General features: G+C 51.0%; 25 protein-coding genes and 1 pseudogene. 8 read left to right on the plus strand and 18 right to left on the minus strand.

What is annotated here, in order from left to right; translation table 11 throughout:
- Positions 1 to 61 precede the first annotated feature (61 nt).
- From MCB1EB_RS00700 to thiL, 3 genes are read right to left on the minus strand one after another with little or no spacing between them, the layout of a single operon-like run.
- On the minus strand, positions 62 to 562 hold the full coding sequence (locus MCB1EB_RS00700; protein WP_045363678.1) for a CinA family protein: 501 nt from the start codon (positions 560 to 562) through the stop codon (positions 62 to 64).
- Positions 563 to 589: 27 nt separating this feature from the next.
- Positions 590 to 1,132 (minus strand): phosphatidylglycerophosphatase A family protein, encoded by a 543-nt coding sequence (locus MCB1EB_RS00705; RefSeq protein WP_045363675.1) that lies wholly within the window; start codon positions 1,130 to 1,132, stop codon positions 590 to 592.
- On the minus strand, positions 1,122 to 2,114 hold the full coding sequence (gene thiL, locus MCB1EB_RS00710; protein ID WP_045363672.1) for a thiamine-phosphate kinase: 993 nt from the start codon (positions 2,112 to 2,114) through the stop codon (positions 1,122 to 1,124). Before thiL ends, MCB1EB_RS00705 begins: the two co-directional genes overlap by 11 nt.
- 77 nt (positions 2,115 to 2,191) lie before the next feature.
- Here thiL and MCB1EB_RS00715 point away from each other — a divergent pair, with 77 nt between their 5' ends.
- Positions 2,192 to 4,498, plus strand: coding sequence for an NADP-dependent malic enzyme (locus tag MCB1EB_RS00715; RefSeq protein ID WP_045363669.1), 2,307 nt, complete (start codon positions 2,192 to 2,194; stop codon positions 4,496 to 4,498).
- Between the two features lie 268 nt (positions 4,499 to 4,766).
- Entirely contained in the window at positions 4,767 to 5,339 is a 573-nt protein-coding gene (locus MCB1EB_RS00720) for a barstar family protein (protein WP_431311518.1), read from the plus strand.
- Here the strand turns inward: MCB1EB_RS00720 and MCB1EB_RS00725 are convergent.
- From MCB1EB_RS00725 to rsxB, 4 genes and pseudogenes are all read right to left on the minus strand, one after another.
- The gene (locus MCB1EB_RS00725) at positions 5,316 to 6,074 is read right to left on the minus strand and encodes a 16S rRNA (uracil(1498)-N(3))-methyltransferase (protein ID WP_034957448.1); all 759 of its coding nucleotides are present in this window, start codon (positions 6,072 to 6,074) and stop codon (positions 5,316 to 5,318) included. The two genes, MCB1EB_RS00720 and MCB1EB_RS00725, sit on opposite strands and share 24 nt — an antisense overlap.
- Positions 6,075 to 6,116: 42 nt before the next feature.
- Positions 6,117 to 6,542 carry a DUF1841 family protein gene (locus MCB1EB_RS00730; RefSeq protein WP_045363663.1) on the minus strand — a complete coding sequence of 142 codons (426 nt, stop codon included), beginning with the start codon at positions 6,540 to 6,542 and terminating at the stop codon, positions 6,117 to 6,119.
- A 47-nt stretch (positions 6,543 to 6,589) separates the two neighbouring features.
- The gene (nth, locus tag MCB1EB_RS00735; protein WP_045363660.1) at positions 6,590 to 7,276 is read right to left on the minus strand and encodes an endonuclease III; all 687 of its coding nucleotides are present in this window, start codon (positions 7,274 to 7,276) and stop codon (positions 6,590 to 6,592) included.
- Positions 7,277 to 7,290: 14 nt separating this feature from the next.
- A pseudogene (gene rsxB, locus MCB1EB_RS00740) lies at positions 7,291 to 7,953 on the minus strand (electron transport complex subunit RsxB); the annotation flags it as partial.
- Between the two features lie 279 nt (positions 7,954 to 8,232).
- On the opposite strand from rsxB, the gene MCB1EB_RS00745 reads away from it, so the two are divergent.
- Positions 8,233 to 8,808 carry a hypothetical protein gene (locus tag MCB1EB_RS00745; RefSeq protein WP_045363657.1) on the plus strand — a complete coding sequence of 192 codons (576 nt, stop codon included), beginning with the start codon at positions 8,233 to 8,235 and terminating at the stop codon, positions 8,806 to 8,808.
- A gap of 197 nt (positions 8,809 to 9,005) precedes the next feature.
- On the opposite strand, the gene ubiD is transcribed toward MCB1EB_RS00745, so the two are convergent.
- Positions 9,006 to 10,556 carry a 4-hydroxy-3-polyprenylbenzoate decarboxylase gene (gene ubiD / locus MCB1EB_RS00750; protein WP_045363654.1) on the minus strand — a complete coding sequence of 517 codons (1,551 nt, stop codon included), beginning with the start codon at positions 10,554 to 10,556 and terminating at the stop codon, positions 9,006 to 9,008.
- Positions 10,557 to 10,980: 424 nt separating this feature from the next.
- Between ubiD and MCB1EB_RS00755 the strand changes: the two genes are divergently transcribed.
- Positions 10,981 to 12,027, plus strand: a complete 1,047-nt coding sequence (locus MCB1EB_RS00755; protein ID WP_431311519.1) for a lytic transglycosylase domain-containing protein — start codon at positions 10,981 to 10,983, stop codon at positions 12,025 to 12,027.
- A gap of 44 nt (positions 12,028 to 12,071) precedes the next feature.
- On the opposite strand, the gene nusB is transcribed toward MCB1EB_RS00755, so the two are convergent.
- The 10 genes from nusB to MCB1EB_RS00805 all read right to left on the minus strand — a co-directional run bounded on the left by nusB (position 12,072) and on the right by MCB1EB_RS00805 (position 20,445).
- On the minus strand, positions 12,072 to 12,503 hold the full coding sequence (gene nusB, locus MCB1EB_RS00760) for a transcription antitermination factor NusB (protein WP_045363651.1): 432 nt from the start codon (positions 12,501 to 12,503) through the stop codon (positions 12,072 to 12,074).
- A complete protein-coding gene (gene ribH, locus MCB1EB_RS00765; RefSeq protein ID WP_045363648.1) occupies positions 12,500 to 13,006 on the minus strand; it encodes a 6,7-dimethyl-8-ribityllumazine synthase in 507 nt (168 codons plus the stop codon). Before ribH ends, nusB begins: the two co-directional genes overlap by 4 nt.
- Positions 13,007 to 13,069: 63 nt before the next feature.
- Complete coding sequence (gene ribBA / locus MCB1EB_RS00770; protein WP_045363645.1) at positions 13,070 to 14,194, minus strand: bifunctional 3,4-dihydroxy-2-butanone-4-phosphate synthase/GTP cyclohydrolase II; 1,125 nt, start codon at positions 14,192 to 14,194, stop codon at positions 13,070 to 13,072.
- Between the two features lie 82 nt (positions 14,195 to 14,276).
- The gene (locus MCB1EB_RS00775) at positions 14,277 to 14,912 is read right to left on the minus strand and encodes a riboflavin synthase (protein ID WP_045363642.1); all 636 of its coding nucleotides are present in this window, start codon (positions 14,910 to 14,912) and stop codon (positions 14,277 to 14,279) included.
- A gap of 28 nt (positions 14,913 to 14,940) precedes the next feature.
- A complete protein-coding gene (gene ribD, locus MCB1EB_RS00780) occupies positions 14,941 to 16,098 on the minus strand; it encodes a bifunctional diaminohydroxyphosphoribosylaminopyrimidine deaminase/5-amino-6-(5-phosphoribosylamino)uracil reductase RibD (protein WP_045363639.1) in 1,158 nt (385 codons plus the stop codon).
- 5 nt (positions 16,099 to 16,103) lie between these two features.
- A complete protein-coding gene (hemL, locus tag MCB1EB_RS00785; protein ID WP_045363636.1) occupies positions 16,104 to 17,387 on the minus strand; it encodes a glutamate-1-semialdehyde 2,1-aminomutase in 1,284 nt (427 codons plus the stop codon).
- A gap of 62 nt (positions 17,388 to 17,449) precedes the next feature.
- Positions 17,450 to 18,229, minus strand: coding sequence for an ABC transporter ATP-binding protein (locus MCB1EB_RS00790; RefSeq protein ID WP_045363633.1), 780 nt, complete (start codon positions 18,227 to 18,229; stop codon positions 17,450 to 17,452).
- 38 nt (positions 18,230 to 18,267) lie between these two features.
- On the minus strand, positions 18,268 to 18,966 hold the full coding sequence (locus MCB1EB_RS00795) for an ABC transporter permease (protein ID WP_045363630.1): 699 nt from the start codon (positions 18,964 to 18,966) through the stop codon (positions 18,268 to 18,270).
- A complete protein-coding gene (locus tag MCB1EB_RS00800; RefSeq protein ID WP_045363627.1) occupies positions 18,963 to 19,652 on the minus strand; it encodes an ABC transporter permease in 690 nt (229 codons plus the stop codon). The genes MCB1EB_RS00795 and MCB1EB_RS00800 overlap by 4 nt, the downstream gene beginning before the upstream one ends.
- Positions 19,653 to 19,671: 19 nt before the next feature.
- The gene (locus MCB1EB_RS00805; RefSeq protein ID WP_045363624.1) at positions 19,672 to 20,445 is read right to left on the minus strand and encodes an ABC transporter substrate-binding protein; all 774 of its coding nucleotides are present in this window, start codon (positions 20,443 to 20,445) and stop codon (positions 19,672 to 19,674) included.
- A gap of 314 nt (positions 20,446 to 20,759) precedes the next feature.
- Between MCB1EB_RS00805 and MCB1EB_RS00810 the strand changes: the two genes are divergently transcribed.
- The 4 genes from MCB1EB_RS00810 (at position 20,760) to MCB1EB_RS00825 (ending at position 26,986) form a co-directional block, all read left to right on the plus strand.
- The gene (locus MCB1EB_RS00810) at positions 20,760 to 22,532 is read left to right on the plus strand and encodes an ABC transporter permease (RefSeq protein WP_045363622.1); all 1,773 of its coding nucleotides are present in this window, start codon (positions 20,760 to 20,762) and stop codon (positions 22,530 to 22,532) included.
- Positions 22,533 to 22,634: 102 nt separating this feature from the next.
- A complete protein-coding gene (locus MCB1EB_RS00815) occupies positions 22,635 to 23,939 on the plus strand; it encodes an ABC transporter ATP-binding protein (protein WP_126353812.1) in 1,305 nt (434 codons plus the stop codon).
- A gap of 144 nt (positions 23,940 to 24,083) precedes the next feature.
- On the plus strand, positions 24,084 to 26,750 hold the full coding sequence (gene alaS, locus MCB1EB_RS00820; RefSeq protein WP_045363616.1) for an alanine--tRNA ligase: 2,667 nt from the start codon (positions 24,084 to 24,086) through the stop codon (positions 26,748 to 26,750).
- A gap of 8 nt (positions 26,751 to 26,758) precedes the next feature.
- The gene (locus tag MCB1EB_RS00825; RefSeq protein WP_026922130.1) at positions 26,759 to 26,986 is read left to right on the plus strand and encodes a sulfurtransferase TusA family protein; all 228 of its coding nucleotides are present in this window, start codon (positions 26,759 to 26,761) and stop codon (positions 26,984 to 26,986) included.
- The last annotated feature ends 2 nt before the right edge of the window (positions 26,987 to 26,988 follow it).

A 26,988-nucleotide genomic window follows, 5' to 3' on the forward strand; every position in this document is an offset into this window, starting at 1 on the left:
GCATGCGTTAGACAGGCAGGTTTTTGCCACCTTTATTTTTAAAAAAGCTTCGAATAAGCCCTTAAACTTCTTGTTCGTCTAACAATTTCAACACGCCACGCAAGGCATGAATTGCCGCGAGTAGGCGAATCTGCTGACGCTCACCTTTGAATAGCAGCATTTCACTGGTCGTATGCAGACGATTGCTCCAGGCAAAATGAACGGTGCCAACGGGTTTGCGCTCAGTTGCGCCACCCGGCCCAGCGATGCCCGTGACGGCGACGGCAATTTGCGCGCGGCTATTGCGTAGCGCGCCCTCAGCCATGGCGCGAGCAACCGGCTCGCTGACTGCGCCGTGGCGTTCTATGAGTTCAGTTGGTACCCCAATCATTTCTGCTTTTGATTGATTGGAGTAGGTAATAAAGCCACGCTCAAACCATTGGCTGCTACCAGAAATTTCTGTAATTGCAGTGGCTACGAGTCCGCCCGTGCAGGACTCTGCGGTAGCGAGCAAAAGCCGTTCAGCTCGGAGTTGGTTGCCGACCCGAATCGCAAGCTGATGAATGACGCTGTCTGTTTCCATGAAGAAATTGCCAGTTATAAATAGAGCTCAAAAAGAGGTTAATCGCACCCATATTGCAAAAGTCAGCAAAGTACAGAGCGCAGCTATGATGTCATCTAGCATGATACCGAAGCCGCCTTTAACGTGCCGATCAAAATAGCGGATTGGCGGGGGTTTAACCATATCGAAAAATCGAAAAATTAAGAAGGCGGCCAATTGCACTCCAAAGGAGGCAGGCATGATAAATAGGAGAATCAACCAAAAAGCGACCATTTCATCCCAATTCACGGCGCTTGGGTCTGACATATTCAGTGCTTTCGCAGTGTAGGCGCAAGCTGGAATGCCGATCAAAAAACCTAGGCAAATCAAGGCTACCCAATGCCCTGGCGTAAGATACCGATCAAGGGCAACAAATGATACCCATCCTAATAACGTGCCTAAGGTGCCAGGCATAATGGGCGAGAGCCCGCTGCCTAGGCCAAGCGAGAGTATATGGGCCGGATGTGAAAATAAAAAACGCACAGTAAGCCGTTGGCTAGGTTTTTTAGCATTCGACTGATTGGCGGTGTGGGTTGAGGTTTTAGGGTGCATGAGGTGCAAAATGGTCAAATCCACGCAATGGCGTAAGCAATGGGGCATGATTGGCGGTCCGCCAAATAATCGGTGCCTGAGATGGATCAAAGGGGGTTATTGTACCGATGCGAGTGAGCGGTAGGCCCAGATTTTTTTCAAGTGCGGTAATCGCAGCGCGGGCATTGGGGGGCGCGGTAAAGCAGAGTTCATAGTCATCGCCGCCGCTGAGCGTGCAGTGTTGTTGGATGGCAAGAGGCTGCTTTTTTAAAATGGCGGAGCGCGGCAGTTGTTCAACTTCAACCACGGCATTAACTTTAGAGCGTTTGACCAGGTGCATTAAATCACCGGCGAGGCCATCCGATAAGTCAAGGGCGGCATGGGCAAGATCTGTTAACGCCTGACCTAATTGAATGCGCGGTTGCGGCCATTCAAGCGCGCGTTGCACCGCAGGCCAATCATCAGAAGCAAGCGCCCACTCTTGACGAAGAACGCCTAATGCGAGGCGGGCATCGCCTAACCTGCCGGAGACCCAAATATCGTCGCCCACACAGGCTGCTGCGCGAGTGAGTGCGCGCCCATGTTTGACTTCGCCAAATACAGTGAGACAAAGATTGAGTGGGCCTGCAGTCGTATCACCGCCAATCAATGCACAGTCGTATTCATCGGCTAAGGCGAATAAACCCTCGCTAAACGGGGCGAGCCACTGTGCGTGCGCTTCGGGCAGCGCTAGAGCCAGGGTAAAGGCGCGTGGGGTGGCGCCCATTGCGGCCAGATCAGATAAATTCACCGCGAGCGCTTTGTGCCCTAGCCCACGTGGATCTGTATCTGCAAAAAAATGACGGCCCGCGACTAACATGTCAGTCGAGATGGCTAACTGATAGCCAAGAGCAGGGTTAAGCAGCGCGCAATCATCCCCCACGCCAAGCGTAATCCCTGGCGTGTGGCGGGTTAAGTGGGAGCGCGTAAAGAAGCGCTCGATAACGTCAAATTCAGTTAGCATGAGAAAAGTGAAGAATAGCGCTAAAATGCTGGGTAAGAATCCTGAATTAGGACTTTATTCAAATAATTGGCTCTTTCATGTCGACTCCATACAACAGTAAACTGCGCGAAGCCGCGCTCGATTATCACGAATTTCCCGTTCCTGGAAAAATTTCTGTTACGCCTACTAAACAAATGCTGAATCAGCGTGATTTGGCCTTGGCTTATTCGCCAGGCGTGGCTGCTGCATGCGAAGAAATTAAAGCGAATCCGCTTAACGCAGCGCGTTTTACTGCGCGTAGCAATCTTGTTGGGGTTGTGACTAATGGCACGGCTGTATTAGGCTTAGGCGATATTGGTCCACTGGCTTCTAAGCCAGTTATGGAAGGTAAGGCGGTTCTCTTCAAAAAATTTGCTGGGATTGATGTTTTCGATATTGAGATCAATGAAAAAGATCCATTGAAACTGGTTGAAATCATTACTGCGCTTGAACCTACTTTTGGCGGTATTAATCTCGAAGATGTGAAAGCGCCTGATTGTTTTATTGTCGAGCGTGAATGCCGTAAACGGATGCAAATTCCGGTTTTTCATGATGATCAGCACGGTACGGCAATTGTGGTCGCGGCTGCGATTATTAATGGGCTTAAAGTAGTTGGCAAAAAAATCAGCGAGATCAAATTGGTTACGTCTGGCGCGGGCGCGGCGGCGCTGGCTTGTTTGGACCTGCTGGTGGACCTTGGTTTGCCACTCAAGAATATTTGGGTTACCGATCTTGCCGGAGTAGTTTACCAAGGTCGAACGGAACTCATGGATCCAGATAAGGCGCGCTTTGCTCAAGCGACTGAAGCGCGGAGCTTGGCTGAGGTGATGGCCGAGGCTGATATTTTTCTGGGTTTGTCAGCCGCGGGCGTGCTGCAAGCGGAAATGGTCAAACATATGGCTCCACAGCCGTTGATTTTAGCGTTAGCGAATCCTACGCCAGAAATTTTGCCCGAGTTGGCGCTGGCGGTACGTCCTGATGCGATCTTAGCGACCGGGCGCACGGATTATCCCAATCAAGTCAACAACGTGCTCTGTTTTCCATTCATTTTCAGAGGGGCGCTCGACGTTGGCGCAACCACCATTACGCGTGAAATGGAAATTGCCGCGGTCGACGCGCTGGCTGAGCTGGCTCGGCAAGAGCAAAGCGATATTGTGGCAAGTGCTTATGGGATTCAAGATCTATCGTTTGGGGCGCAATATTTGATCCCGAAGCCATTCGATCCGCGTTTAATTGTAAAAATCGCGCCTGCCGTAGCCCGTGCCGCAATGGCGGCTGGCGTTGCCACGCGGCCAATTGAGGATATGGATGCCTATCAGCAGCATCTGCAGCAATTTGTATACCATAGCGGCACTATTATGAAGCCGGTTTTTGCGGTTGCCCGCAGCACGGCCGCGAATAGAAAACGCATTGTATTTTGTGAAGGCGAGGAAGAGCGGATTTTGCGCGCGGTGCAAATTATTATCGATGAAAAAATTGCTTACCCGATTTTAGTGGGGCGGCCTGCTGTGATTCAGCAGCGGATTGCGCGCTATGGATTGCGCTTAACGCCTGGGCAAGATTGTAGTATTGTTAATCCAGAGCATGACGAACGTTATCGCGACTATTGGCAGACTTATTATAAAAAAATGGCGCGCAAAGGCATTACTGAGCAACTTGCCAAAGTTGAAATGCGCCGGCGCACGACATTAATTGGTTCGATGTTGGTGCATAAAGGCGAAGCCGACGGCATGATTTGCGGCACGATTAGCACCACACATCGTCATTTGCATTTTATTGATCAAGTTATCGGCAAACGCCCAGAGTGCTCAGTGTATGCGGCGATGAACGGTTTAATTTTGCCTGGCCGGCAAATTTTTTTGGTTGATACGCATGTTAATGTGGATCCAACCCCTAGCCAGCTCGCAGAAATTACTTTAATGGCGGCAGAAGAGGTTTCTCGGTTTGGCATTCAGCCCAAGATTGCGCTGCTTTCGCATTCTAATTTTGGCTCAAGTCATGCGCCTTCTGCGCAGAAGATGCGCGAAGTCTTGGCAATTTTGCAGGAACGTGCTCCTGAGCTGGATGTGGATGGTGAAATGCATGGCGACTGTGCGCTGGATGAGCGTTTGCGCCGGGAAATTTTGCCGGACTCGACTTTTAGCGGGGAGGCAAATTTATTGGTGTTGCCAAATATTGACGCAGCCAATATTTCCTACAATCTGCTAAAAACCACTGCGGGTAACAATATTGCGATTGGCCCGATTTTGCTGGGGGCGGCTAAGCCGGTTCATATTTTAACTGAGTCGGCTACGGTGCGGCGGATTATTAATATGGCCGCGCTGGTCGTAGCGGATGTGGTCGCGGCTAGTCGCGAAGTGGGTTAGTGTTGATTCTGGCCCCTAATAACGTTACTCTTATGCTTTTAACGGCAATTGAAATTGCATTTCATCTATTGGCGCGAAAGAGTTAAGCGCCATAATGGAAGGATCCTTTTTCTTTTAACAGAAGAAAGTGCCCAAAGGTCGAATCTTGCTTGACGAATGTCAATCACGCAAAAGAGTGCGGTGCGCAGGTTTTCACAGCGCTTAGCATGCATCCGTTAGCAATGATTCACCGCATGAGGATGAAGTCGATATTCACGCGCATAATGGAATCAATCGTATGAGCGACAACTTTACGGCTCACGACACGCATGTCGTGAGCGGCTTGTCTGGGCGCAGTGCTAATCATTTTCAATATATTTTGTCGAGCCGCCAAAGCATCGTTTGTAGTGAGCCTTTGCCCGAAAAAGCCACCCTGTGTCTTTTTAAGAACGTGCGCCCTAATATTGTGCAGTCAATTCGCGCCTTTCGGGTGCTTGATCTGGCGCAAGAAGCGGCGCAGTTGGGCCAGCATTTTTTATATGCATCCTGTTCTGATGTGCAAACGAAAGCGGAGCTGCTGAGTACGATCACGGCTTCATTTCTGCTGCCTAAGCCAGAGAGCAAGAATTATGATGCGCTGTATGACAATCTAACGGAATTGATTCGAAAAGCTGGCCCGCAGCCTGGATTTGTGATTGTGCTCGAAGGATTGCCCGCTACACAAAAATTTGACAAAGAAGCGCGCGAGACGTTACTTGACGTGTTTCGCGAAGCGGCGGAATTTTGGGCTAAATGCGATGTTGATTTTCGAGTATTTTTCTCGTTTGCCTTATCTTCATCAGCTACTCCAGCGTATAGCTAAGCCGGCCAACGCCGCAATGCCGGCGGTTTCGGTGCGCAATATGCGAGGCCCAAGAGACAGCTCAAGAAAGCCATGCGCGGCCGCTACTTGTTCTTCCTCTGTAGTGAGGCCGCCTTCAGGGCCGATTAGAATGATAATGGGCGTACTAGGAGGTGTGGCAGGTAGCGTCTGAAAACTGCGTGTGGCGCGTGGCGATAGCATAAAGCGGGTCGCCTCGTTGGCGGGCGCGGTTGCGGGCAGGGCATTGAGCCAAGCCGTGAACTCAACTGGCGCAGCAACCAGCGGTGGCCGGTTCCGGCCGCATTGCTCGCAGGCAGCATGCACTAAGGCCTGCCAGTGATGATGGCGGCGTGCTGCACGTTCACCGACTAGCCGTACGACGCTTTTTGCGGTGGCGATGGGGATGATCTGGTGTACCCCCAATTCAACCGCTTTTTCAATCAGCCAATCCATTTTGTCGCCCGCGGCAATGCCTTGCGCCAGGATCAATTGATAGGGCGGCTCGGTATTTTGTAGGCTGCCGGTATCAGGCGCGGTCACTTGCGCCAGGATGTGCTTTTTATCAATCGTTAACACGGTGGCTTTAAATGCGCCGCCGGTGCCGTTAAATAAAATAATTGGGTCGCCTGCAGCTAAGCGCAAGACGCGCATATGGCGGGCCACATCATTGGGTAAGCTAATAGGTGTATCGGCGGCGAGCGGCATTGCTACAAAGAAGCGAGGTATGGCAGGCATGGCGAATCCGGTCTTTTGCGCTCGTGAAAAAAGGTTTAAATTTTATGAGGCTCGCCGCTTAATGCAGGCAAGATAAGCGGTGGAATCTAGAGGCGCTTGGTTGCGCTGGGCTTGCCATAAGGTTTCTCCAAGGCATTCCATAATACTGTGCTGAGCGGCATGTGCGGTCCCCAATTTGACGGCAAGTCGCTCATACGCTGCGCAGATGCCTGGAGGCTGGTCGATAGAGAGCTGCTCGCTGATGGCAAGATGCATCGATAAATGCAAAAATGGGTTGGTTTGGCCTTGCTCTGGAAGGTAGGATTGCTGTTGTGCATCCGCCGCCGAAAGCAGCTTGTGATATTCAGGGTGCTCACTAATCCAGTGCGCCGCCATATTCTCAAGCGGGGTGAGCAGCGCCCCAGTAGATTGTTTGTGCCAGGTTTCGCAAAAAAATTGGCGGACTTCGGTTTGACTTGGGTTAAACATGGATTGGTTTCATTCTACAAGCAAAATTAATTTCAACTCTGGGCGCTTCAATTTATCTTTACTCGGGATTGCCGAGCGGAGGCTTTAAGCTCTAAATCCGGGGCGAGGGTCTTGGTTTTATATTCACATAAGGGTTCAATCATGCAGTGCCAGCATTCTGGGCGGCGCGCTTTACAGACATAACGGCCATGTAAAATTAACCAGTGATGCGCATCATGCTGGAATTCTTTGGGCGTATATTTCTCAAGCGCAGCTTCCACAACTCGTACATCTTTGCCTGGCGCTAAACCGGTGCGATTCGCGACCCGGAAAATATGCGTATCAACGGCAATCGTGGGCTGACCAAAAGCTGTGTTTAAAACCACATTTGCGGTTTTTCGGCCCACGCCAGGGAGCGATTCAAGCGCTTCCCGTTGGGCCGGAACCTGACCCGCATAATCCTCAAGCAACATTTTACAGGTTGCAATTAGATTCTTTGCCTTGGTGCGAAAAAGGCCAATGGTTTTGATGTAGTGAATCACCCCTGCTTCACCAAGCTCCAGTATGGTTTGTGGTGTATTGGCGACCTTAAACATAGGGCGCGTCGCTTTATTCACGGAAATATCCGTTGCTTGTGCAGAGAGCATAACCGCAATCAATAATTCAAACGGTGTTGTATATTCAAGCTCAGTCGTTGGGTGTGGGTTCAGACTTTGCAGCGTTTCAAAGATGGCACGGCGTTTGGCTAGATTCATGAATTTTTTGCGGTTTCTTTCTTTTGGCGTGCGCGCTCAAGCGCGGCTTGAATAATTGCGCGTTTTTGGGCGGCCGGATCTGCGCTGGGGTTAGCGGTTTGCGCAGCGGTTGGGCTGGCTAATTGGGCCGTGGCCTGGCGGGCGCTTATGCGCGCTTCACGTGGCGCTTGCTCGCGAGCTTTTCGTGCGCGCCGAAACTGATAGCGGGTGCGCGCCGTAGCGGCAGCTTCTTGTGACCATGCGCGCCAGCCGGTGGTGGCTCCTGTGATCGGTTGCATGGTAATGCAGTCGACTGGGCAGGGGGCAACGCATAGATCGCAGCCGGTACATAGCGCCGCCATCACTGTATGCATTTGTTTGGGGGCTCCGATAATCGCGTCGACCGGGCAAGCTTGGATACAGAGCGTGCAACCGATACAAATGTTTTCATCAATTATGGCTAACGGGCGAGGTCGTTCGACGCCATTGACTGGATTTAACGGAATCACGGGCTGATGCAATAACGCGGCGAGCCGTTGAATCCCTTCTAAGCCGCCTGGGGGGCATTGATTGTAATTGGCTGAGCCGTGGGCGATGGCTTCAGCATACGGGCGGCAGCCCGCATAACCGCATTTAGTGCACTGTGTTTGCGGCAGTAGATCTTCGATTGAATCAGCAAGAGTTTGGGCGTGTGTCACGGGATAAAGCGGCGAGAAAAATAATGTTAATTAGAAAGCGTCTAATTTTCGCTTAGACTCAAATAGATATTCTAGCGCGAGTTTTTTGCTGTAGCGTTTCCGATTCAACACCTAATTGACGGGCCAAACGGGGCTGTGGTAGCTTCTGTATAAGAGCTGGTGGTTTATTCGTAGAAACCTTTAACCTTCTTCTTTGCTTGCAGGACGAATCTATACCTAACACTTGAAGCTAACGTGCTCGTGGCAGGAAGCTAGGCACACCTTTTAGGACCATACGAAATGCTAAGACTCGATGCCAGCACCAGCACCTCTGTTTTCTATCACATAACGAGACAGTGTCACCTGAAAAGTATAGCGGACTCGGGCCTTCAACCAAGTTTTGGTGGCGGAAGCGGAGGAATATCCGCTTTGCACGGCTCAACGCAATTCCTGGAAAATTCGGCTGGAAAAATCCATCTGACTTCCTCGTATCCAACGGCCAAACGCTATGTCGACCATTATTTTAAGCTGTTGGAAAAAAGAGGGTGCGTATCAACTGATCAATGTCCTGCTATCCTGAAAATCAACCTGCCCAGTTCGGTGTCACTGCAGAATGATCCTGACGAAACTGAATTTGGATTCACGCTAACCACGTCGATAATACCAGATAGTATAGAAGTAGCGATGTCCCCTTTCGATCAAGAGAGCGTCTACGGGCTGTTAGATCAACACAAAACCAATGTGGAAGGAGGGGTAATTTACGGGTTGTCAGAGCAAGACATAAGCTATATGAAAGGAGACGACATTACCTGGATTTCGATTTATTTGTTATCACATCCGGCGTACTCAAAAATGATACCGAGTTATCCAGATTAGGCGGCAAATTGATATTGTGCGCTCATGACATGACTAGTGTTACATACGTTACGTCGTAGCCATGGCTGAATTCTCGGAACTCAGTCGATTTGCCATTTCGTATTGTGGGAGCCAGTTTTACGGACCACGTGTGTGAGAAAGTCGATGCGCTTGGTATGAAGTGTAGCGCCATCAAGTGGCTGATTGCGTATTCCACCTCATTTTTGTGCGTTGCCAGCAGCGGCCAGCGCTAGCTCTTCATATAGAGCATCGATCCGGCGTGTGACGGCTGGGTCCATCGTGATGGGTCGTCCCCATTCGCGTTGCGTCTCGCCCGGCCATTTGTGGGTGGCGTCAAGTCCCATTTTCGAGCCGAGGCCGGCGGTGGGCGATGCAAAGTCAAGGTAGTCAATTGGCGTATGATCTACGAGTAACGTGTCGCGCGTTGGATCAACGCGCGTGGTGATGGCCCAAATGACTTCTTTCCAATCGCGCAGATTCACATCCTCGTCTACGATGATGATGAATTTCGTGTACATAAATTGCCGCAAGAAACCCCAAACGCCGAACATGACGCGCCGAGCGTGACCGGGGTAGCTTTTTTTAATTTGAACCAGCGCCATACGGTAACTACACCCTTCTGGCGGTAGGTAGAAATCCGTGATTTCTGTAAATTGCTTTTGCAGCAGAGGCACCAGCACTTCATTGAGGGCAACCCCTAGTATCGCGGGTTCATCTGGTGGTTTACCGGTGTACGTGGAGTGATACAGTGCCTGCCGCCGCATCGTGATGCGTTCGATAGTCAACACCGGAAATGAAGCTTTTTCATTGTAATAACCGGTGTGATCGCCAAAAGGACCTTCGAGCGCGTGCTCATAGCTTGCCGGACCGGGCGCGGTTGCATCCGCTTTGGGATAGATAAAGCCTTCTAGCACAATTTCGGCGCGCGCTGGTATACGTAGTGCGTTTAAGCCAGGCGTTATACACTTGGCTAATTCAGTGCGCCCCCCTCGCAGCAAGCCGGCAAACTGGTACTCGGAGAGGGTATCTGGCACCGGAGTCACAGCACCAAGCAAAGTAGCTGGATCAGCGCCTAGCGCGACGGCGACGGGATAAGGCTGACCCGGAAAGGCCAGCGCAAATTCCCGAAAATCCAGCGCCCCACCTCGATGCGCAAGCCAGCGCATGATTACCTGGTTGCGCCCAATCACTTGCTGACGGTAAATGCCGAGATTCTGCCGGGCTTTATGAGGTCCGCGCGTTACTGTGAGGCCCCATGTAATCAGTGGGCCAACATCGTCCGGCCAGCAGGTCTGGATGGGTAGCCGAGCCAGGTCAACGTCGTTGCCTTCCCACACAATTTCTTGGCAGGGCGGCGCGCTGATGGTTTTAGGCGCCATATCCCATACCGCTTTAACCAGCGTGAATAGCTTGCCAGCGTCTTTAAGCCGTTGCGGTGGAGTGGGTTCTTTTAGCGCGCAGAGTAGATGCCCGATCTCGCGTAGCGAGGTGAGCGCGTCGGTCTCTGTCTGCGCTGCGTCGATACCCATGCCAAGCGCAATGCGCCGCGTGGTACCGAATAAATTGCCGAGTACCGGTATTGCATAGCCAGTTGGTGCTTCAAAGAGTAGAGCGGGGCCGCCTGCGCGTAGCACGCGATCGCATAGCGCGGTCATTTCAAGAACCGGAGAAACCGGGGCGCTTACACGGCGCAGCTCGCCAAGCGCTTCGAGTTGGTGGGCAAAATCGCGCAGGTCTTTATATTTCATGGCGTCATTTTAACCTGCCCTAGCCCTGAGTATTCGCTCAGGCGCGGAAAATTAAATAGGCTCATTGTGGAAGAAAAAAGACAGACAGAGAGGCGAAATCAAGCCAAGAGAAACGCAGGTAATTTATTCAAAAACCCTCCTTTTATTACTAAAAGTAATTATTTTGTCTATTGGTAAGATTGACTGGACATAAAAGCCTGCTAAAATTTTCTACATGAACGCTCACTTACCTCCTCCTTCTAACCAACCGACCCTTAGAGTTCCGTTCGCCGCGGCCTTTATGAGGGGACTGCGGGTATGTTATGGCTGTCTTTGTCGGCTGGAGCGGAAATGGGTTTTCCAATTGGGCATGTGGGGCATTCAGGCAGCACGCCTGCTATATGTGAAATTTTCGCCTCTTGCGGCAAGAGGTGCCGTGAGACTGATGTCTGTGCCTGCGGTGCGCGCAATCCTGCATCATAGTGCCTATATCAGTCGTTACTTTGCTTATTCAGTCTGTTTTGTCGTTATTGCGGGCGTCATCCTAGGTTGGTTGTCACCGGCCTCGCGGCAAGCGTTTATGGCGCGGCTCGCGCCAGTGCCTGAAATTTCTCAGCAGGCTAAGCCGTCTTTGCATTCTAATAAACCGGCTGGCGACGTGCTTGAGGTCAAAAAACTGGCTAAGGCAATGCCACTTTCTGCATTTGAAGCGCGCGTACGTAAAATTACCTCTGCCCGCATTGCGCCCGATGCATGCGATGCGCAAGTTTTGGCTTCGGTAGAGGAACGGAAATGGGTGGTTGATTATCTTGCGCGTCGTTATCGTGTTGCGCGCGAGCCACTCAAAAAGCTCGTAAAAGAGGCCTTTATTACGGGCCGAGAATTTGGCCTTGATCCTTTACTCCTATTGTCTGTGATTGCGATTGAATCCAGATTTAATCCGTATGCGGAAAGTGGAGTGGGCGCACAAGGGTTGATGCAGGTCATGTCTAAGTTACATGCGGATAAATTCGACCATTTTGGCGGGCTTGCGGCGGCCTTTGACCCGCTGGCTAATCTTAAGGTCGGCGCTTTGATTTTAAAAGATTGTATTATAAGAGGTGGGTCGCTGGCCCAAGGGCTGCGCTTATATGTTGGCGCTACGTCAAAGTATGACGGTATTTATGGTGCTAAAGTCCAAGCCGAGCGCGAGCGTTTACGCAGTGTTGCGCAAGGGCATGATATATCTATTCATCTACCGCAAAAGCCCAGCCGCTCCGTAATCCAAGCATATAATAAAACGCCCAATGGCACCGCACTGTCGCGTCCCAAAAAATCGCTTGTGGCAACGGCTTATGCCGCGCCTAAAAATTCCAAGAAAGTTGTCGCAGCAACGGCAGCTCAGCCCCCTAAGATCGTGATTGTCCCAGCCTCAAGGCCAGCGCAGCTTGAACTCGGTGAGAACCATCAGAAAGTCGATGGCAGGGGAGAGTCTGCTGAGCTGGGCGTATAGCAAAAAAATTCTAACAATAGCGCCTGTGCTGCGTGCATATAAAGTTAGCGGCTCGCCGGTTGTATTTCAACCGCGCGTAGCTGTGCGGCGAGTTTATCCAGCACGCCATTCACATATTTATAGCCATCCGTGCCACCAAAAGTCTTTGTTACTTCGACGGCTTCATTAATCACCACACGGTATGGAATTTCAATATGATGCATGAGCTCATATGCGCCAATTAGCAAGACGGCGTGCTCGATTGGGGATAATTCTGCGCTTGGCCTATCGATACAGGGAGTTAACTGTGTATCCAGGGCTTTAGCATCGCGGATTACCCCTTGCAATAGCGTATCGAAATGCTCTCGATCAGCTTTGCCAAACCCTGGGGCCGACTGTAACTGGGCGACGATAGCGCTAGCATCCGTTCCAGAGAGCAGCCATTGATATAGTCCTTGTACCGCAAATTCGCGGGAGCGGCGACGGGCGCTTTTCATTCGAAGTCTTCCTCGTCTTCGTCTCCTTCCTCGGGGATTAAAGAGAGATCAATCGCAGTCGATAAGTTTGCCATTTCAACGGCAACGCGCGCCACGTCACGGCCTTTTTCCGCGATACGGGCGATCGCTTGTTCTTCCGTATCTGTCGTGAGCACTCCGTTAGCAATCGGAATTTGAAACTCAAGAGCAACTTGCTGAATGCCTGCACTGCTCTGATTTGAAACAATTTCAAAGTGATACGTTTCACCACGAATGACTGTGCCAAGAGCGATGAAGGCGTCGAACTCTCCACTGACAGCGAGTTTTTGCAGAGCATAGGGAATTTCAAGTGCGCCAGGAACAGTAATGCAGAGCACATTCTCGCTCTCTACCCCGAGCCGTTCAAGCTCTTCAAGGCAAGCATCCGTTAGGCTATTGCCAACCGCTTCGTTAAAACGCGATTGCACGATGCCAATCGAAAGGTCATTACCGTCTAGATCGGGTTGATATTGGTTAATTTCCATAATTTCGGGTTATAAAAATAGTAGTTTATGAAGCCTGGAGAATGTCTCAATAGACAATCGCTTTTACTGTACAGCAGTTACCCCTGGCATCGGGGCAAAGCCTGTCACTTCTAAGCCGTAGCACGACATAGCGTGCAGTTTGCGTGGGCTCGAAAGCACATGCATTTTACCTACGTTTAAATCGCGCAAGATTTGTGCGCCTACGCCATAAGTTTTGAAATCTGCTGGTCGATGCTTAAGCTGCGCAGCTTTTTCTGGCTGATTGCACGCTTCAAACGCATTAAATAAATACTCTTTTGAGGCGCTACAGTTCATCAATACAATGACGCCGCATTCACTGGCCGCGATTTCTTGCAAAGCGGCATGCAGGGTCCAAGAGTGGGTGGCGCCATCGATTTCAAGTAAATCCAGTACCGACATAGGCTCATGGACGCGCACGAAAGTCGTGCGGTCAGGCTGGGGGGTGCCACGCACAAGTGCGATATGCGGTGCTCCGTTGGATTTGTCTCGATAAATAACCGCATGAAATGCCCCGTGCGGGGTGTGCATGGGGCGTTCGGCGACACGTTCAATGATCGACTCAGTCAGGCTGCGATATTGCACCAAATCTGCAATGGTGCCGATTTTAAGGGAGTGCTTGGCTGCAAAATCAATCAGATCGGGCAAACGCGCCATGCTGCCATCGTCATTGATGACCTCGCAAATGACCGCGGCCGGCGTAAGGCCCGCTAGTCGGGTAAGGTCGCAGCCCGCTTCAGTGTGGCCAGCGCGCACGAGCACGCCGCCAGGCTGCGCCGCTACCGGGAAAATATGGCCCGGCTGTACAATATCTGTCGCCCGCGCATTGCGCGCCACGGCAGCTTGCACGGTGCGCGCGCGGTCTGCTGGGGAGACCCCAGTGGTGACGCCCTGCGCGGCTTCAATGCTAACGGTGAAGGCGGTATTGTATTGCGTCCCATTATTGGGGGTCATCAGCGGCAAATTGAGCCGCTCGCAGCACTCTTGCGTAAGCGTTAGGCAGACTAAACCCCGCGCAAAGCGGATCATAAAATTAATCGCTTCGGGGGTTACAAAGTCTGCCGCGAGCATTAGATCGCCTTCATTCTCACGATCTTCCTCATCAACCAGAATCACCATCCGACCTGCTTTAAGCTCGGCAATAATTTCTTGAGTAGAAGCAATGGACATAACGATGGGCAAACGTAAAATATGAATCTTACGCTATTGGCGTCAAAAGAGATATTGCTGTTGGCTCTAGTAAGGCTTTAGCTTATTGTGAGGAGGCTTTTGAAGAACTCAAAATACGCTCAACATAACGGGCGATTAAATCGATCTCAAGATTGACGCGGGCGCCTACTTTGAGTAGCTTTAACGTGGTAGCCGAGAGCGTATGCGCGATCAGATTGATTGAAAATTCACAGCCATCAACCCGATCGTGCACGCTGTTAACCGTTAAGCTTACGCCGTTTACGGTGACCGAGCCTTTATAGGCAAGGTAGCGGCCTAGTGCAGGGGGCGCAAGCACACGCAATTCATAGGATTCGCCAACCGGCGCAAAGTGAGTCACGGCGCCGACTTCATCGACGTGCCCCGCCACTAAATGCCCGCCAAGACGATCATGAGCGCGCAACGCTTTTTCAAGATTGACTGCGCCGGGTGTATCGAGCCCTGCGGTGCGCGCGAGGCTTTCTCGCGATACGTCAACGATAAATCGCGGACCGTCGACTGTATGCTGTTTTGCGACAACCGTCATACATGCCCCTTGCAGAGCGATGCTATCGCCCGGAGCAACATCGTCAAGGCTAAGAGAACCTGGATTAACCGCAAGTCGCACGCCGGCGGCGCTATCGCCAAGCGGACTGACCGTTTCAATTTGACCGATTGCAGCGACTATGCCTGTAAACATTTGATTTAATTTTCTGAAAATAAAAGGGTTAAGCGGTATCGATGGCGCACTCACGCTCGGTTTTATCGTTATCGCCTAGTGCGCCAACTCGCGCCAGGATGCGTAGCTCACGGCCAACTCGCTCAACGGATTGAAATGAAAGCGTGACGCGTTGCGCTAAGGAGGCGGGTGCGGCAAGTTTGAACATACCCAGTGCATCGCATAATAAGCTGGGCGCTAAATAGATGAGCAGTTCATCAATGCAATGCTGCTGTAAAAGTGCGCCATTTAGACTTGGGCCAGCTTCAACATGTAATTCATTAATGCCACGTTCGCCCAGCAGGTGTAGCAACGCAGGCAGATCAACTTGAGCCGAAGAATGGTTGGCAAGCGAAATGACTTCGGCGCCGCGCGCGCGTAATGCATGCGCTTTTTGCGCTCGCGTAGCATCAAGCGAGGCGCAGACAATCAGTAGCGGAGCATGGCCATTTAATACATGGGCATCGAGCGGCACCTCAAGCCGACTATCGACTAAGACCCGTAGTGGTTGGCGTGGCGTGTCAACGCCACGCACGGTCAATTGCGGATTATCCGTGCGTACCGTCCCAATGCCCGTCAAGATGGCACACGCCCGCGCGCGCCAGAGATGGCTATCAGCGCGTGCTGCAGAGCTTGTAATCCATTGGCTTTCTCCGCTGGGCAAAGCGGTGCGACCGTCTAAGCTGGCGGCAATTTTTACGCGGACCCATGGCCGGTGGCGGGTCATGCGTGAAATAAAGCCCAGATTGAGCTCATACGCTTCGTGCGCGAGCAAACCGCAACGCACATCAATTTGCGCTGCGCGCAGCAAAGCCAGGCCTTGACCTGATACTAGCGGGTTCGGATCTTCCAACGCGCTAACGACTTGGGCGATTTGCGCTTCAATTAAGGCCTTTGCACAAGGTGGGGTGCGGCCGAAGTGGCTGCATGGCTCTAATGAAACATAAGCGGTAGCGCCGCTGGGATCATGTCCGCGCGTGCGCGCATCGTGTAGTGCTTGGATTTCCGCATGGGCGCCTCCTGCCGGTTGCGTAAATCCTTCGCCAATCACCGCGCCATCTTTAACCAGCACGCAGCCGACGCGCGGGTTGGGCGTCGTCGTATACATGCCACGCGCAGCAAGCGCCAAAGCTCGCTGCATATACATGAAATCAGCGTTAGAAAACATGAACTCTAGTCATTTAAGGCTGAGAATGCGGCACGTGCTGCCGTAAGCGTTGCATCAATCACTGCAGCATCGTGTGTAATGGAGACAAAGCCTGCTTCATAGGCGGATGGAGCGAAATAAAACCCCGCAGCGAGCATATGATGGAAAAAAGCATTGAAATGCTCTAGATTGCAATTTGCAACCTCAGCCAAACAAGTGGGAGGGCGAGCCGTAAAATATAAGCCAAACATCCCTCCTATATGATCGGTTGAGAAGGCAAGGCCTGCGGCGCGAGCGGCCTGCGCGAGGCCCTCCGTTAAGCGCGCGGTTTGAGTTTGTAGCTGTTCATAAAAATTAGGTGCTTGCAGGCGCTTTAAGGTTGCTAGTCCGGCGGCCACAGCGAGTGGGTTGCCAGCGAGCGTACCTGCTTGATAGACCGCGCCAAGCGGGGCTAAATGCGCCATAATCTCGCGGCGCCCGCCAAATGCAGCGGCGGGCATGCCGCCGCCGATAATTTTGCCTAAGCAGGTCAAATCCGGTGTAATGTTGTAGAGTGCTTGCGCGCCACCTAGCGCCACGCGAAAGCCGCTCATCACTTCATCAAAAATTAAAAGCGCGCCATGTTGCGTGCATAGTTCGCGCAGCTTCTGAAGAAAGGTAGGCGCGCCGCGTACCAAATTCATGTTACCAGCGATGGGTTCAACGATCACAGCAGCAATTTCTGCCCCGATGGACGCAAAAGTTTCGCTCAATTGCTCTAGATTGTTATATTCAAGCACAGTTGTATGCTGCGCAACCGTATCCGGCACGCCTGCCGAAGTCGGCTGGCCAAAACTTAAGAGTCCCGATCCTGCTTTGATGAGCAAGCTATCTGCATGGCCGTGGTAACACCCTTCGAATTTAATAATGCGCTGGCGTTTGGTAAAACCACGCGCAAGCCGCAACGCGCTCATGGTGGCTTCGGTGCCGCTGCAGACAAGCCGGACTTGTTCAATTGAAGGGACGAGCTTGCAAATCTCTTCCGCGATTTCAATCTCAGCCTCAGTCGGTGTGCCAAAACTAAATCCGTGAGTTAATGCAGTTTCAACTGCTGCCAGCACCTGCGCATCTAAATGGCCGAGAATCATTGGCCCCCATGAGCCAATATAATCAACGTAACGCTTACCGTCGGCATCCCAAAAATGAGGTCCTAACGCGCGTTTGATAAAACAAGGGGTGCCGCCCACCGAGCGAAAAGCACGGACGGGAGAGTTAACTCCACCGGGGATGGTTTTTTGGGCTCGCGCGAACAGTTCGTGGTTACGGGACATAAGGTTATTTCTCGAAAAAAAGCGCTTAAGAACAAGTCAAATTCGTCTGCACAAGATACAGTTTACTTAAGGCTGCCTGCCAGAAATTGCTTTAACCGGTCACTTTTTGGATGCAAGAAGATCTCATCAGGGGGGCCTTCTTCTTCAATCCGTCCTTGGTGCAGAAAAATCACGTGATTGGATAAATGGCGCGCGAAGCCCATCTCATGCGTGACAACAATCATGGTGCGGCCTTCGTTCGCCAAAGTCTGCATCACTTTGAGCACTTCGCCGACGAGCTCTGGGTCAAGCGCGGAAGTAGGCTCGTCAAAGAGTAGCACATCTGGATGCATCGCAAGAGCGCGGGCAATCGCCACGCGTTGCTGCTGCCCGCCGGATAGATGCGTTGGATATTTTTTTTCAATTTCGCGGCCGAGCCCGACTTTATCCAGATAGAGACGAGCGCGCTCTTGCGCTTGCGCGCGCGATAGGCCGAGTACATGCACGGGTGCTTCGGTGATATTTTCCAGGACGTTTAAATGCGCCCATAAATTGAAATGCTGAAATACCATTGCTAGCCGCGTGCGCAGGCGTTGTAATTGCTTATGATCAACAACTTGCAACTGGCCTTGCTGATTAGCGATGGTGTGTACTTCTTCGCCATCAATAATGATGCCTCCAGCGTTGGGCTGCTCAAGGAAGTTGATGCAACGCAAAAGCGTGCTTTTGCCGGAGCCCGAAGAGCCGATGACACTTATTACATCCCCCGCCTTAGCCTGCAACGATACGCCTTTAAGGACCTCTTGCGCACCGTATCTTTTGTGCAAATCGGTAACGACTAATTTATAGTGAGCTGAGTCCATAGGAAGCGTATGGGTAGAGAGAGTGAGTAGTATCGCGTTTACAGATAAGCCAGCCAGCGTCGCTCGGCTCGCCTAAAGAGCCAAACTAGCGCAAACGAAATACAGAGATAAAGGAACGCGGCTAAACTAAACGCCTGAAAAGTCAGATAAGTCGCCGCATTTGCGTCGCGCGCGATTTTTAAAATATCCGGCACGGTTGCGGTAAAAGCGATGGTTGTCGCATGCAACATGAGAATCACTTCGTTACTATAAGCCGGCAAAGCTCGTCTAAGCGCTGAGGGCAGAATAATGCGCCGATACAATGTAAATTGGCTCATGCCATACGCGCGCGCTGCCTCGATCTCATGGGGTGAGCTGGTTTTAATTGCGCCGGCAAAAATCTCTGTGGTATAGGCGCATGTGTTCAGCGCGAAGGTGAGTAAGGTGCAATTCATGCCATCGCGGAAAAAATCGCTTAACAGAGGTGTTGTTTGCACTACATTCAGGGTGTAGATGCCAGTATAAAAAAATAACAACTGAACATACAGTGGCGTGCCACAAAATACATAGGTATAGAGTCGCACGGGCGCAGCAATCAAACGCCGGCTCGACACCCGCGCGACTGCCAACGGGATCGCTAAGCAAAAACCAAAAGCGATGGACACCACTAATAGCCATAGCGTAATGACTAACCCCGTAGCTTGGTAGCCATCCGTGAAAAGATAAGCGCGCCAGTAATCGTGTAGAAGTTCGATCATAGCGCCGCTTTACGGACCCCAACCAAATAACGGCGCTCTAAAGCGATTAGCACAAGATTCGAAAGCGCTGTAAGCACAAGATAGATGAGGGCGGCGATGAGTACAAAGAAAAACATATTGTATGTGCCTTTGCCGGCATCCTGTACCGCTTTGACAAGGTCTGAAAGGCCAATAATTGAGACCAGTGCAGTGGCTTTTAATAGCACTTGCCAGTTATTGCCAATACCGGGTAGCGCAAAGCGCATCATTTGCGCAAAAAGAATGCGTCGAAAGATTTGCCAGCGCGTCATGCCATACGCCGCGCCCGCCTCTAGCTGACCCCGCGGCACGGCTTGAAAAGCGCCGCGAAAAGTCTCGGTGAAATAAGCGCCATAAATAAAACCGAGGGTTAGCACGCCGGCGGAAAACGAATCGATCTCTAGCGGATTAAGACCAATCAAATCCGTTAAGTTATTGAGCCAAATTTGAATGCTGTAAAAAATCAGTAGCATGAGCACCAAATCCGGCACACTGCGAATCAATGTCGTATAAGCGGTGGCGCAGGCTGAGGCAAGCCGGTTTTTTGACAATTTGGCGCTGGCGCCAGCTAACCCGAGCACGAATGAGACCGCCAGCGATAGTACCGCGAGCTGAATCGTTTGCCATGTGCCCTGTGCAATAAGCGGGCCGTATCCCTGTAAAAGCATGAGAGTTTAAAAAATCGACTTAATTGCTATAGTGACTACGGTTGAAATATTTATGGGTTAACTTTTGATATGTACCGTTTTGACGAATCTCAGCAAGTGCTTGATTGAGCTGTTCCTTCAGATCCGTATCTCCTTTACGCAAGCCAATCGCAATGCCCTGTCCCAACGTTTCAGGGTCCTTGATAGATGGCCCGGCAAAGGCAAAACCTTGGCCCCGCGGGGTTTTTAGAAAGCCAACCTCAGCTTGTATTTCATCTTGCAACGAGGCATCAAGTCGCTTGGACAAAAGATCGGCATAGACTTGGTCTTGGTTTGCATAGGAGATAATGGTAACTCCTCTAGGCGCCCATTGCCGTTTTGCATAAGTTTCTGCGGTGGTACCCTGTTGCACGCCAATCCGCTTGTCTCTTAGCACTTTGGCATCTGGCGTTAGTTTAGCATCCGCCAATGCTACCATGCGGGCAGGAGCATCGAATAGTTTATTGGAAAAATCGATTTGCTTTTTGCGTGGCTCGGTAATAGTCATAGAGGACAAAATAGCATCGAATTTGCGTCCCTTTAAGGCCGGAATCATGCTGTCAAAATCTTGCTCAACCCAAATACACTGTGCTTGCAATTGAGCGCAGAGTGCTGCGCCAAGTTCTATATCAAGGCCTTGCACTTTACCATCGGGGCCTTTAGATTCAAGCGGCGGGTAACTTGGGTCGACGCCGAAACGAATGACTTTCCAGTCTTTCGCGTTTACACTAGCAGTGGCAAGTGCGAGCGCTAGATAAATAGCCAGCCTTTTCATGATCGGTATCTCTGATTAAAGCTCGGCATTTTACCGTAGCTAGGAGCGCCTGCGATGACATATGCTGTCGCATAATGCAAACAAATATCGGTAAATTCCGGCGCTATGGGGGGGTGTTCGCTTAGCAAAGAGTTTATTTAATGCTGAAATCGCTGCCCCGTCAATCGAATTGGCGGCGACAGCGGTAGTTTAGAAAATATAATCCATCGTATTTTGCCTAAACGCTTGAAGATTGCCTTTGAATCAATCCAGAGGTAATCGCTAGCTTTAGGCCTTCAGTTATTTATGTTTAACCTATTTTAACGGGTGAGTGCATGAAATTGCCTGTTCTTAAGCTGCCGATGCCTGCTGCTTCGGCATGGCGGTTGCTGCCAAATCGTTGGGATTTCGTGGTTTTCCCATTAATCATTTGCGTCATAGCAATGGCAGCGCTTGGTTTTCAGCAAACCATGGCGCCTCTCGCCACATTAAAAACCCAAGCGATTTCGCTTGATCCGGCCAATTTGCCCGAATATGCGTTGCGCACAACGTTGCGTATGCTAGCGGCGATGGTGGCAGCGCTTATTTTTACCCTGATCTATGGCACGCTCGCAGCTAAAAGTCGCCGCGCGCAGAAAATCCTGATACCCATACTCGATATTTTGCAGTCGGTACCGGTGTTGGGTTATATCTCATTTACCGTGGCTTTTTTCTTGGCGCTTTTTCCGGGGCGTGTGATAGGGGCTGAGTGTGCGGCTATTTTCGCCATATTTACCAGCCAAGCGTGGAATATGACCTTTAGTTTCTATCAATCCCTGAGTACAGTACCGCGGGATTTGGATGAGGTTTCGCGCAGTTTTCATTTGAGTGCGTGGCAACGTTTCTGGAAGCTCGAAGTTCCATTTTCAATGCCTGGCTTAGTGTGGAACATGATGATGTCAATGTCAGGCGGGTGGTTTTTTGTCGTGGCATCGGAAGCGATTACAGTCGGAAATCACACTATCACGTTGCCCGGCGTTGGCGCTTATCTGGCGCAGGCAATTAATCAGCGTGATTTAACCGCGGTCGGCTGGGTAATCTTGACCATGGCGGCGGTGATTTTGGCGTATGACCAACTTCTGTTTCGTCCGTTGGTCGCGTGGGCGGATAAATTCCGACTTGAAACGACGAGTTCGGGGTTGGCGCCTGAATCTTGGTTGCTTGATTTGATTCACCGCACGCGCTTAATTAGTTGCTTGCTCGTGCCGGTCGGCTGGGTTTTGGCGAAGATCGCGCGCTTGCCAATTCGGTTTACGTTTAGAAAGCCGGCATTTGCGCTGACGCCTAAGTTCTTCACCCAATTTGCCCCGCTTAGCTTAAGTACTCGGGCGGTAGACATGATCTGGGGAGGGGCGATACTCTTTATCACCGGCTATCTTGTCTATCGAGTATCAAATTACATCTGCGCAGATGTAGGCTGGAGCGACTTGCTACTCGTATTAAGCCTGGGTTTCGCCACCTTTTTGCGAGTGCTGATTTTAATTGCATTGGCCTCTATTGTTTGGGTGCCAATCGGTGTCTTAATTGGGCTGCGGCCCGCCTTGGCGGAAAAAGTCCAGTCATTGACGCAGTTTTTAGCCGCGTTCCCGGCTAATCTTTTGTTTCCGGTTTTTGTGGTCACGATTGCGCGTTTTCAGCTCAACCCGGATATCTGGCTTTCTCCGCTGATTATCTTAGGCACGCAATGGTATATCCTTTTTAACGTGGTGGCTGGCGCGAGTGCTTATCCCAATGATTTCAAAGAAGTCGCAACTAACTTTCGGATCCGTGGCTGGCAATGGTGGCGGCAAGTGATGCTGCCGGGCATTTTTCCTTATTACGTCACAGGTGCCATCGCCGCTGCGGGTGGCGCATGGAATGCGAGTATCGTGGCTGAGGTGGTTTCATGGGGCGATACGAAGTTTGTTGCACATGGTTTAGGCGCGTATATTGCTGAGGCGACTACCGCGGGTCATTATCCCCGGATTATTTTGGGGATCGCAGTGATGGTGTTATTTGTCACTTTATTCAGCCGGCTGTTATGGCGCCCACTGTATGCCTATGCTGAAAATAAGTTTCGTCTTAACTAGGGACGGCGCAAAATGCGGTTGGTCTGGCGCGATATACTGCTCAACGCGCTAGCGCTAAGCGGCCGCTTCATTTTGCTTCATTTTAGAAAGATTTATATATAGATGCCCATGCACAATTCAGCCCTCAATCAACCTGATGAAATTTTGCGCGTAACCAATGTACGGCGCGGTTTTAAAAAATCGCAGGGAGAGCTACTGGTACTTGATGGTGCAAGCCTAACCTTAAAAAGTGGTGAAATTGTTGGCTTGCTTGGCCGTTCGGGGTCTGGCAAATCGACTTTGCTGCGTCTGATTGCGGGTTTGATCGAACCCAGCGGCGGTGAAATTGAGTATTTAGGCAAACCCTTGACTGGCCCGGCTGAGGGGGTTGCGATGGTGTTTCAGACGTTTGCGCTATTTCCTTGGCTGACCGTGTTGCAAAACGTCGAAGCTGGGTTGGAGGCGCTTGGGGTGAGCGCGCGTGAACGACGCCAACGCGCGCTTGCTGCGATTGATCTAATTGGCCTAGATGGTTTTGAAAGCGCTTATCCGCGTGAGTTATCAGGTGGGATGCGGCAACGCGTAGGGTTTGCGCGGGCGCTCGTGGTTAACCCAACTTTACTGTTAATGGATGAGCCATTTTCAGCGCTTGATGTATTGACGGCCGAGACTTTGCGGACTGATTTATTGGATTTATGGAGTGAAAAAAGCTTACCCATTAAAGCCGTATTGATCGTCACGCACAATGTAGAAGAGGCGGTCTTTATGTGCGACCGTATTTTAGTGCTGTCCTCCAATCCCGGCCGGGTTATGGCTGAAATTCCGGTACCTTTTAAGCATCCACGTAACCGGCTTGACCCGGCTTTTAGGCGCTTGGTTGATGATATTTATGCGCGCATGACGGCTCGCCCGAGTGCCGACGCAATGCGTAAAGGTTTAACCTTGGGGAGTTGGTTGCCAGAAGTCTCCACTAACTTGATGGCGGGTCTGATCGAAACAGTCGCGGCGCCTCCCTACGGAGGTAAAGCAGATTTGCCTGAAATTGCGCGCACTCTTCACCTTGAAGTGGATGATCTATTTCCCGTCGCTGAAATGATGCAATACCTGGGTTTTGCAGATGTCCGCGAAGGCGATATTTTGCTCACGCAGCCCGGCAAGAAATTTGCTGAGTACGGTACTCAGGAACGCAAAAAGCTCTTTGCTGAGCATTTGTTGCGCAATGTACCGCTGGCTGCTTGGATTAAACGTGTCTTGCATGAGAGACCTGGCCGCCGCGCGCCACGTGTGCGATTTGAGCAAGAATTAGAGGATTTTTTATCGGACAGCGCGGCTGAACAGACGCTGGACGCAGTCATCAATTGGGGCCGCTACGCAGAAATTTTTTCTTACGACGATCAATCTGAGGCCTTCAGTTTAGAAGATGATTGAAAAAAATCTAGCTAGCTCTACGCGCGGCTGGCGATTGAAGATGCCGATGAGTGTTTGATCGCATCGGAAACGAGTATGCTATCTCGTATAATCTATAGCTTACTAAAACCCATTACGTTTTACCGTATATCTACCCCTGCCGTTATGAAAGCTGCCGAAATCCGCGAGAAATTTTTACGCTTCTTTGAATCAAAGAAACACACGATTGTCCGCTCCTCGAGTTTGATCCCTGCTAACGATCCAACATTATTGTTTACCAACTCTGGCATGGTGCAATTCAAGGAAGTTTTCCTTGGCACGGATGCGCGTCCTTATGTGCGTGCTACTAGCTCCCAACGTTGTGTGCGCGCCGGCGGCAAACATAATGACCTAGAGAATGTAGGGTATACCGCGCGGCATCACACCTTTTTTGAAATGCTTGGCAATTTTTCATTTGGTGATTATTTCAAGCGCGAGGCGATCCAATCTGCCTGGCAGTTGTTAACTCAAGTTTATCAATTGCCGCCAGAAAAACTGTGGGTTACCGTCTACCAAGAAGACGATGAGGCCTATCAGATTTGGGCGCAAGAAATTGGCGTGCCGGCCGCGCGGATTGTGCGCATCGGTGACAACAAAGGGGCGCGTTATGCGTCTGATAATTTTTGGCAGATGGCCGACACGGGTCCGTGCGGACCTTGCTCCGAAATTTTTTATGATCACGGCCCTGAGGTTGACGGTGGGCCACCCGGTTCCCCGGATGAGGATGGTGATCGCTATATTGAAATCTGGAACTTGGTTTTCATGCAATACAATCGGGATCAGCAAGGCGTTATGACGCCATTGCCTAAACCGTGCGTAGATACGGGCATGGGTCTGGAGCGCATCGCCGCCGTTTTGCAGAACGTGCATAGTAATTATGCAATCGATTTATTTCAGGTATTGATTCGGGCCGCGGCGCGTGAAACCGGAGTTCCTGATATAAAGAATAACTCGCTTAAAGTTATTGCTGACCATATTCGCGCCTGCGCCTTTTTGATTACTGATGGCGTGATTGCCAGTAATGAAGGCCGCGGTTATGTCTTGCGCCGGATTATTCGGCGTGCGATCCGCCATGGTTATAAGTTGGGTTGCGTCCAACCATTTTTTCATAAGCTAGTGCAAGATCTGGTTGCTGAAATGGGGTCGGCGTATCCAGAGCTGAGCGCTGCACAAGAGCGGGTGACCGATGTGCTGCGTCAAGAAGAGGAGCGTTTTTTTGAGACGATCTCGCATGGCATGCAGCTACTTGAAACCGCGCTCAATGAGCTCCAAGCTAACGCGGCGAGCGTTCAAGCCCAGCCGGATTCAATTGCGCTCGCGGGGGAGATCGCCTTCAAGCTCCATGATACCTATGGTTTTCCACTCGACTTGACCGCTGATGTATGTCGTGAGAGAGGGGTGCAAGTCGATGCAGCTGCTTTTGATGCAGCGATGCAGCGTCAGCGTGAACAAGCTCGGGCCGCAGGTAAATTTAATCTGTCAAGCGCGCTTGGGTATAGCGGAACTAAAACCCTTTTCAAGGGATATGAGGCGCTTAACATAGCTGAGGCGAGAATTACGGCACTTTATTTAGATGGAGTTTCTAGCCCACGTTTGCAAGCGGGACAAAGTGGTATTGTGGTGCTTGACGCCACGCCATTTTATGCAGAATCAGGTGGCCAAGCGGGCGACCAAGGCACATTGATGCAAAGCAGCGCAGGGCAGGCTGAGGGCGTGCATTTTGTGGTCACGGATACGGCAAAAATTCAGGCGGAAGTCATCGGTCACCATGGTTTGCTTGAGCAAGGCGAATTAAAGCTGGGTGATGTGGTGCAGGCGGTGGTAAATAGTCAGCGCCGCCTACACATAATGCGTAATCATTCAGCCACCCATTTACTGCATAAAGCGCTACGCGACGTACTTGGGGAGCATGTGCAGCAAAGAGGTTCGCTGGTTGACGCGGATAAGACGCGCTTTGATTTTTCTCATCATGCCCCGCTCAGCCAAGCTGAAATTCAAAGCATCGAGACCATTGTGAATGCAGAAATTCTGCGTAATGCGCCAACCCAGGCGCAGACAATGGCCTATGATGATGCGCTAAAAAGTGGCGCGATGGCGTTATTTGGCGAAAAATATAGTGATCAGGTGCGGGTGCTCGAGATTGGCTTTTCGCGTGAATTATGTGGCGGTACACACGTTGCCCGTACTGGCGATATTGGTTTATTTAAGATTGTTTTTGAAGGCGGTGTGGCAGCTGGCATTAGGCGCATTGAGGCGATTACTGGAGTGCAAGCGCTGCATTTTGTGCAAGCCTTGGATGAGCGCATTTCTAGTGCCGCTGACTTATTAAAAGCACAACCTGCCGAGCTTAATCAGCGCATTGGACAACTCCAAGAATACTCTAAAACGCTTGAAAAAGAGCTGATGCAATTAAAATCAAGATTGGTTGGCCAGCAACTCGATGTATTGGCGGCGCTGGCAGTCAAAGTGGGCGAAGTCAATGTGTTATCTGCCCAACTTGATGGCGCTGATACGCAAATATTACGTGAGTCAGTAGATAAATTAAAAAATAAATTAATCAATGCGGTGATTGTATTAGGGAGTGTGAATAGCGGCAAAGTCAACCTAATTGCTGGTGTAACGCCGCAGGTGAATAGCAAAATTAAAGCCGGCGCGCTGGTTAATTTTGTTGCGCAGCAAGTCGGCGGCAAAGGCGGCGGTCGCGCGGATATGGCGCAGGCCGGTGGCACCCATCCAGCGGCTTTGCCCGCAGCACTGGCTACCGTGAAGGAGTGGGTTGAGCACCAATTATGAAGCAAGCGCTGCATTTTGATAAAGAAGTTGATGCACGTGGGCTAATCTGCCCATTGCCGATTTTGCGCGCCAAAAAAGCGCTCGCTGATATGCAAAGCGGGCAGATTTTAAAAGTGCTCGCAACTGATCCTGGCGCGCCCCGTGATTTTGCTGCGTTTGCGAAGCAAACCGGTAATCAAATAATTGAAGTATCGACGCAGGATAAAGTTTTTACTTTTTTGATGCGTCGACGTTAGGT

Source organism: Mycoavidus cysteinexigens, from assembly GCF_003966915.1.
Classification (GTDB): Bacteria; Pseudomonadota; Gammaproteobacteria; order Burkholderiales; family Burkholderiaceae; genus Mycoavidus; species Mycoavidus cysteinexigens.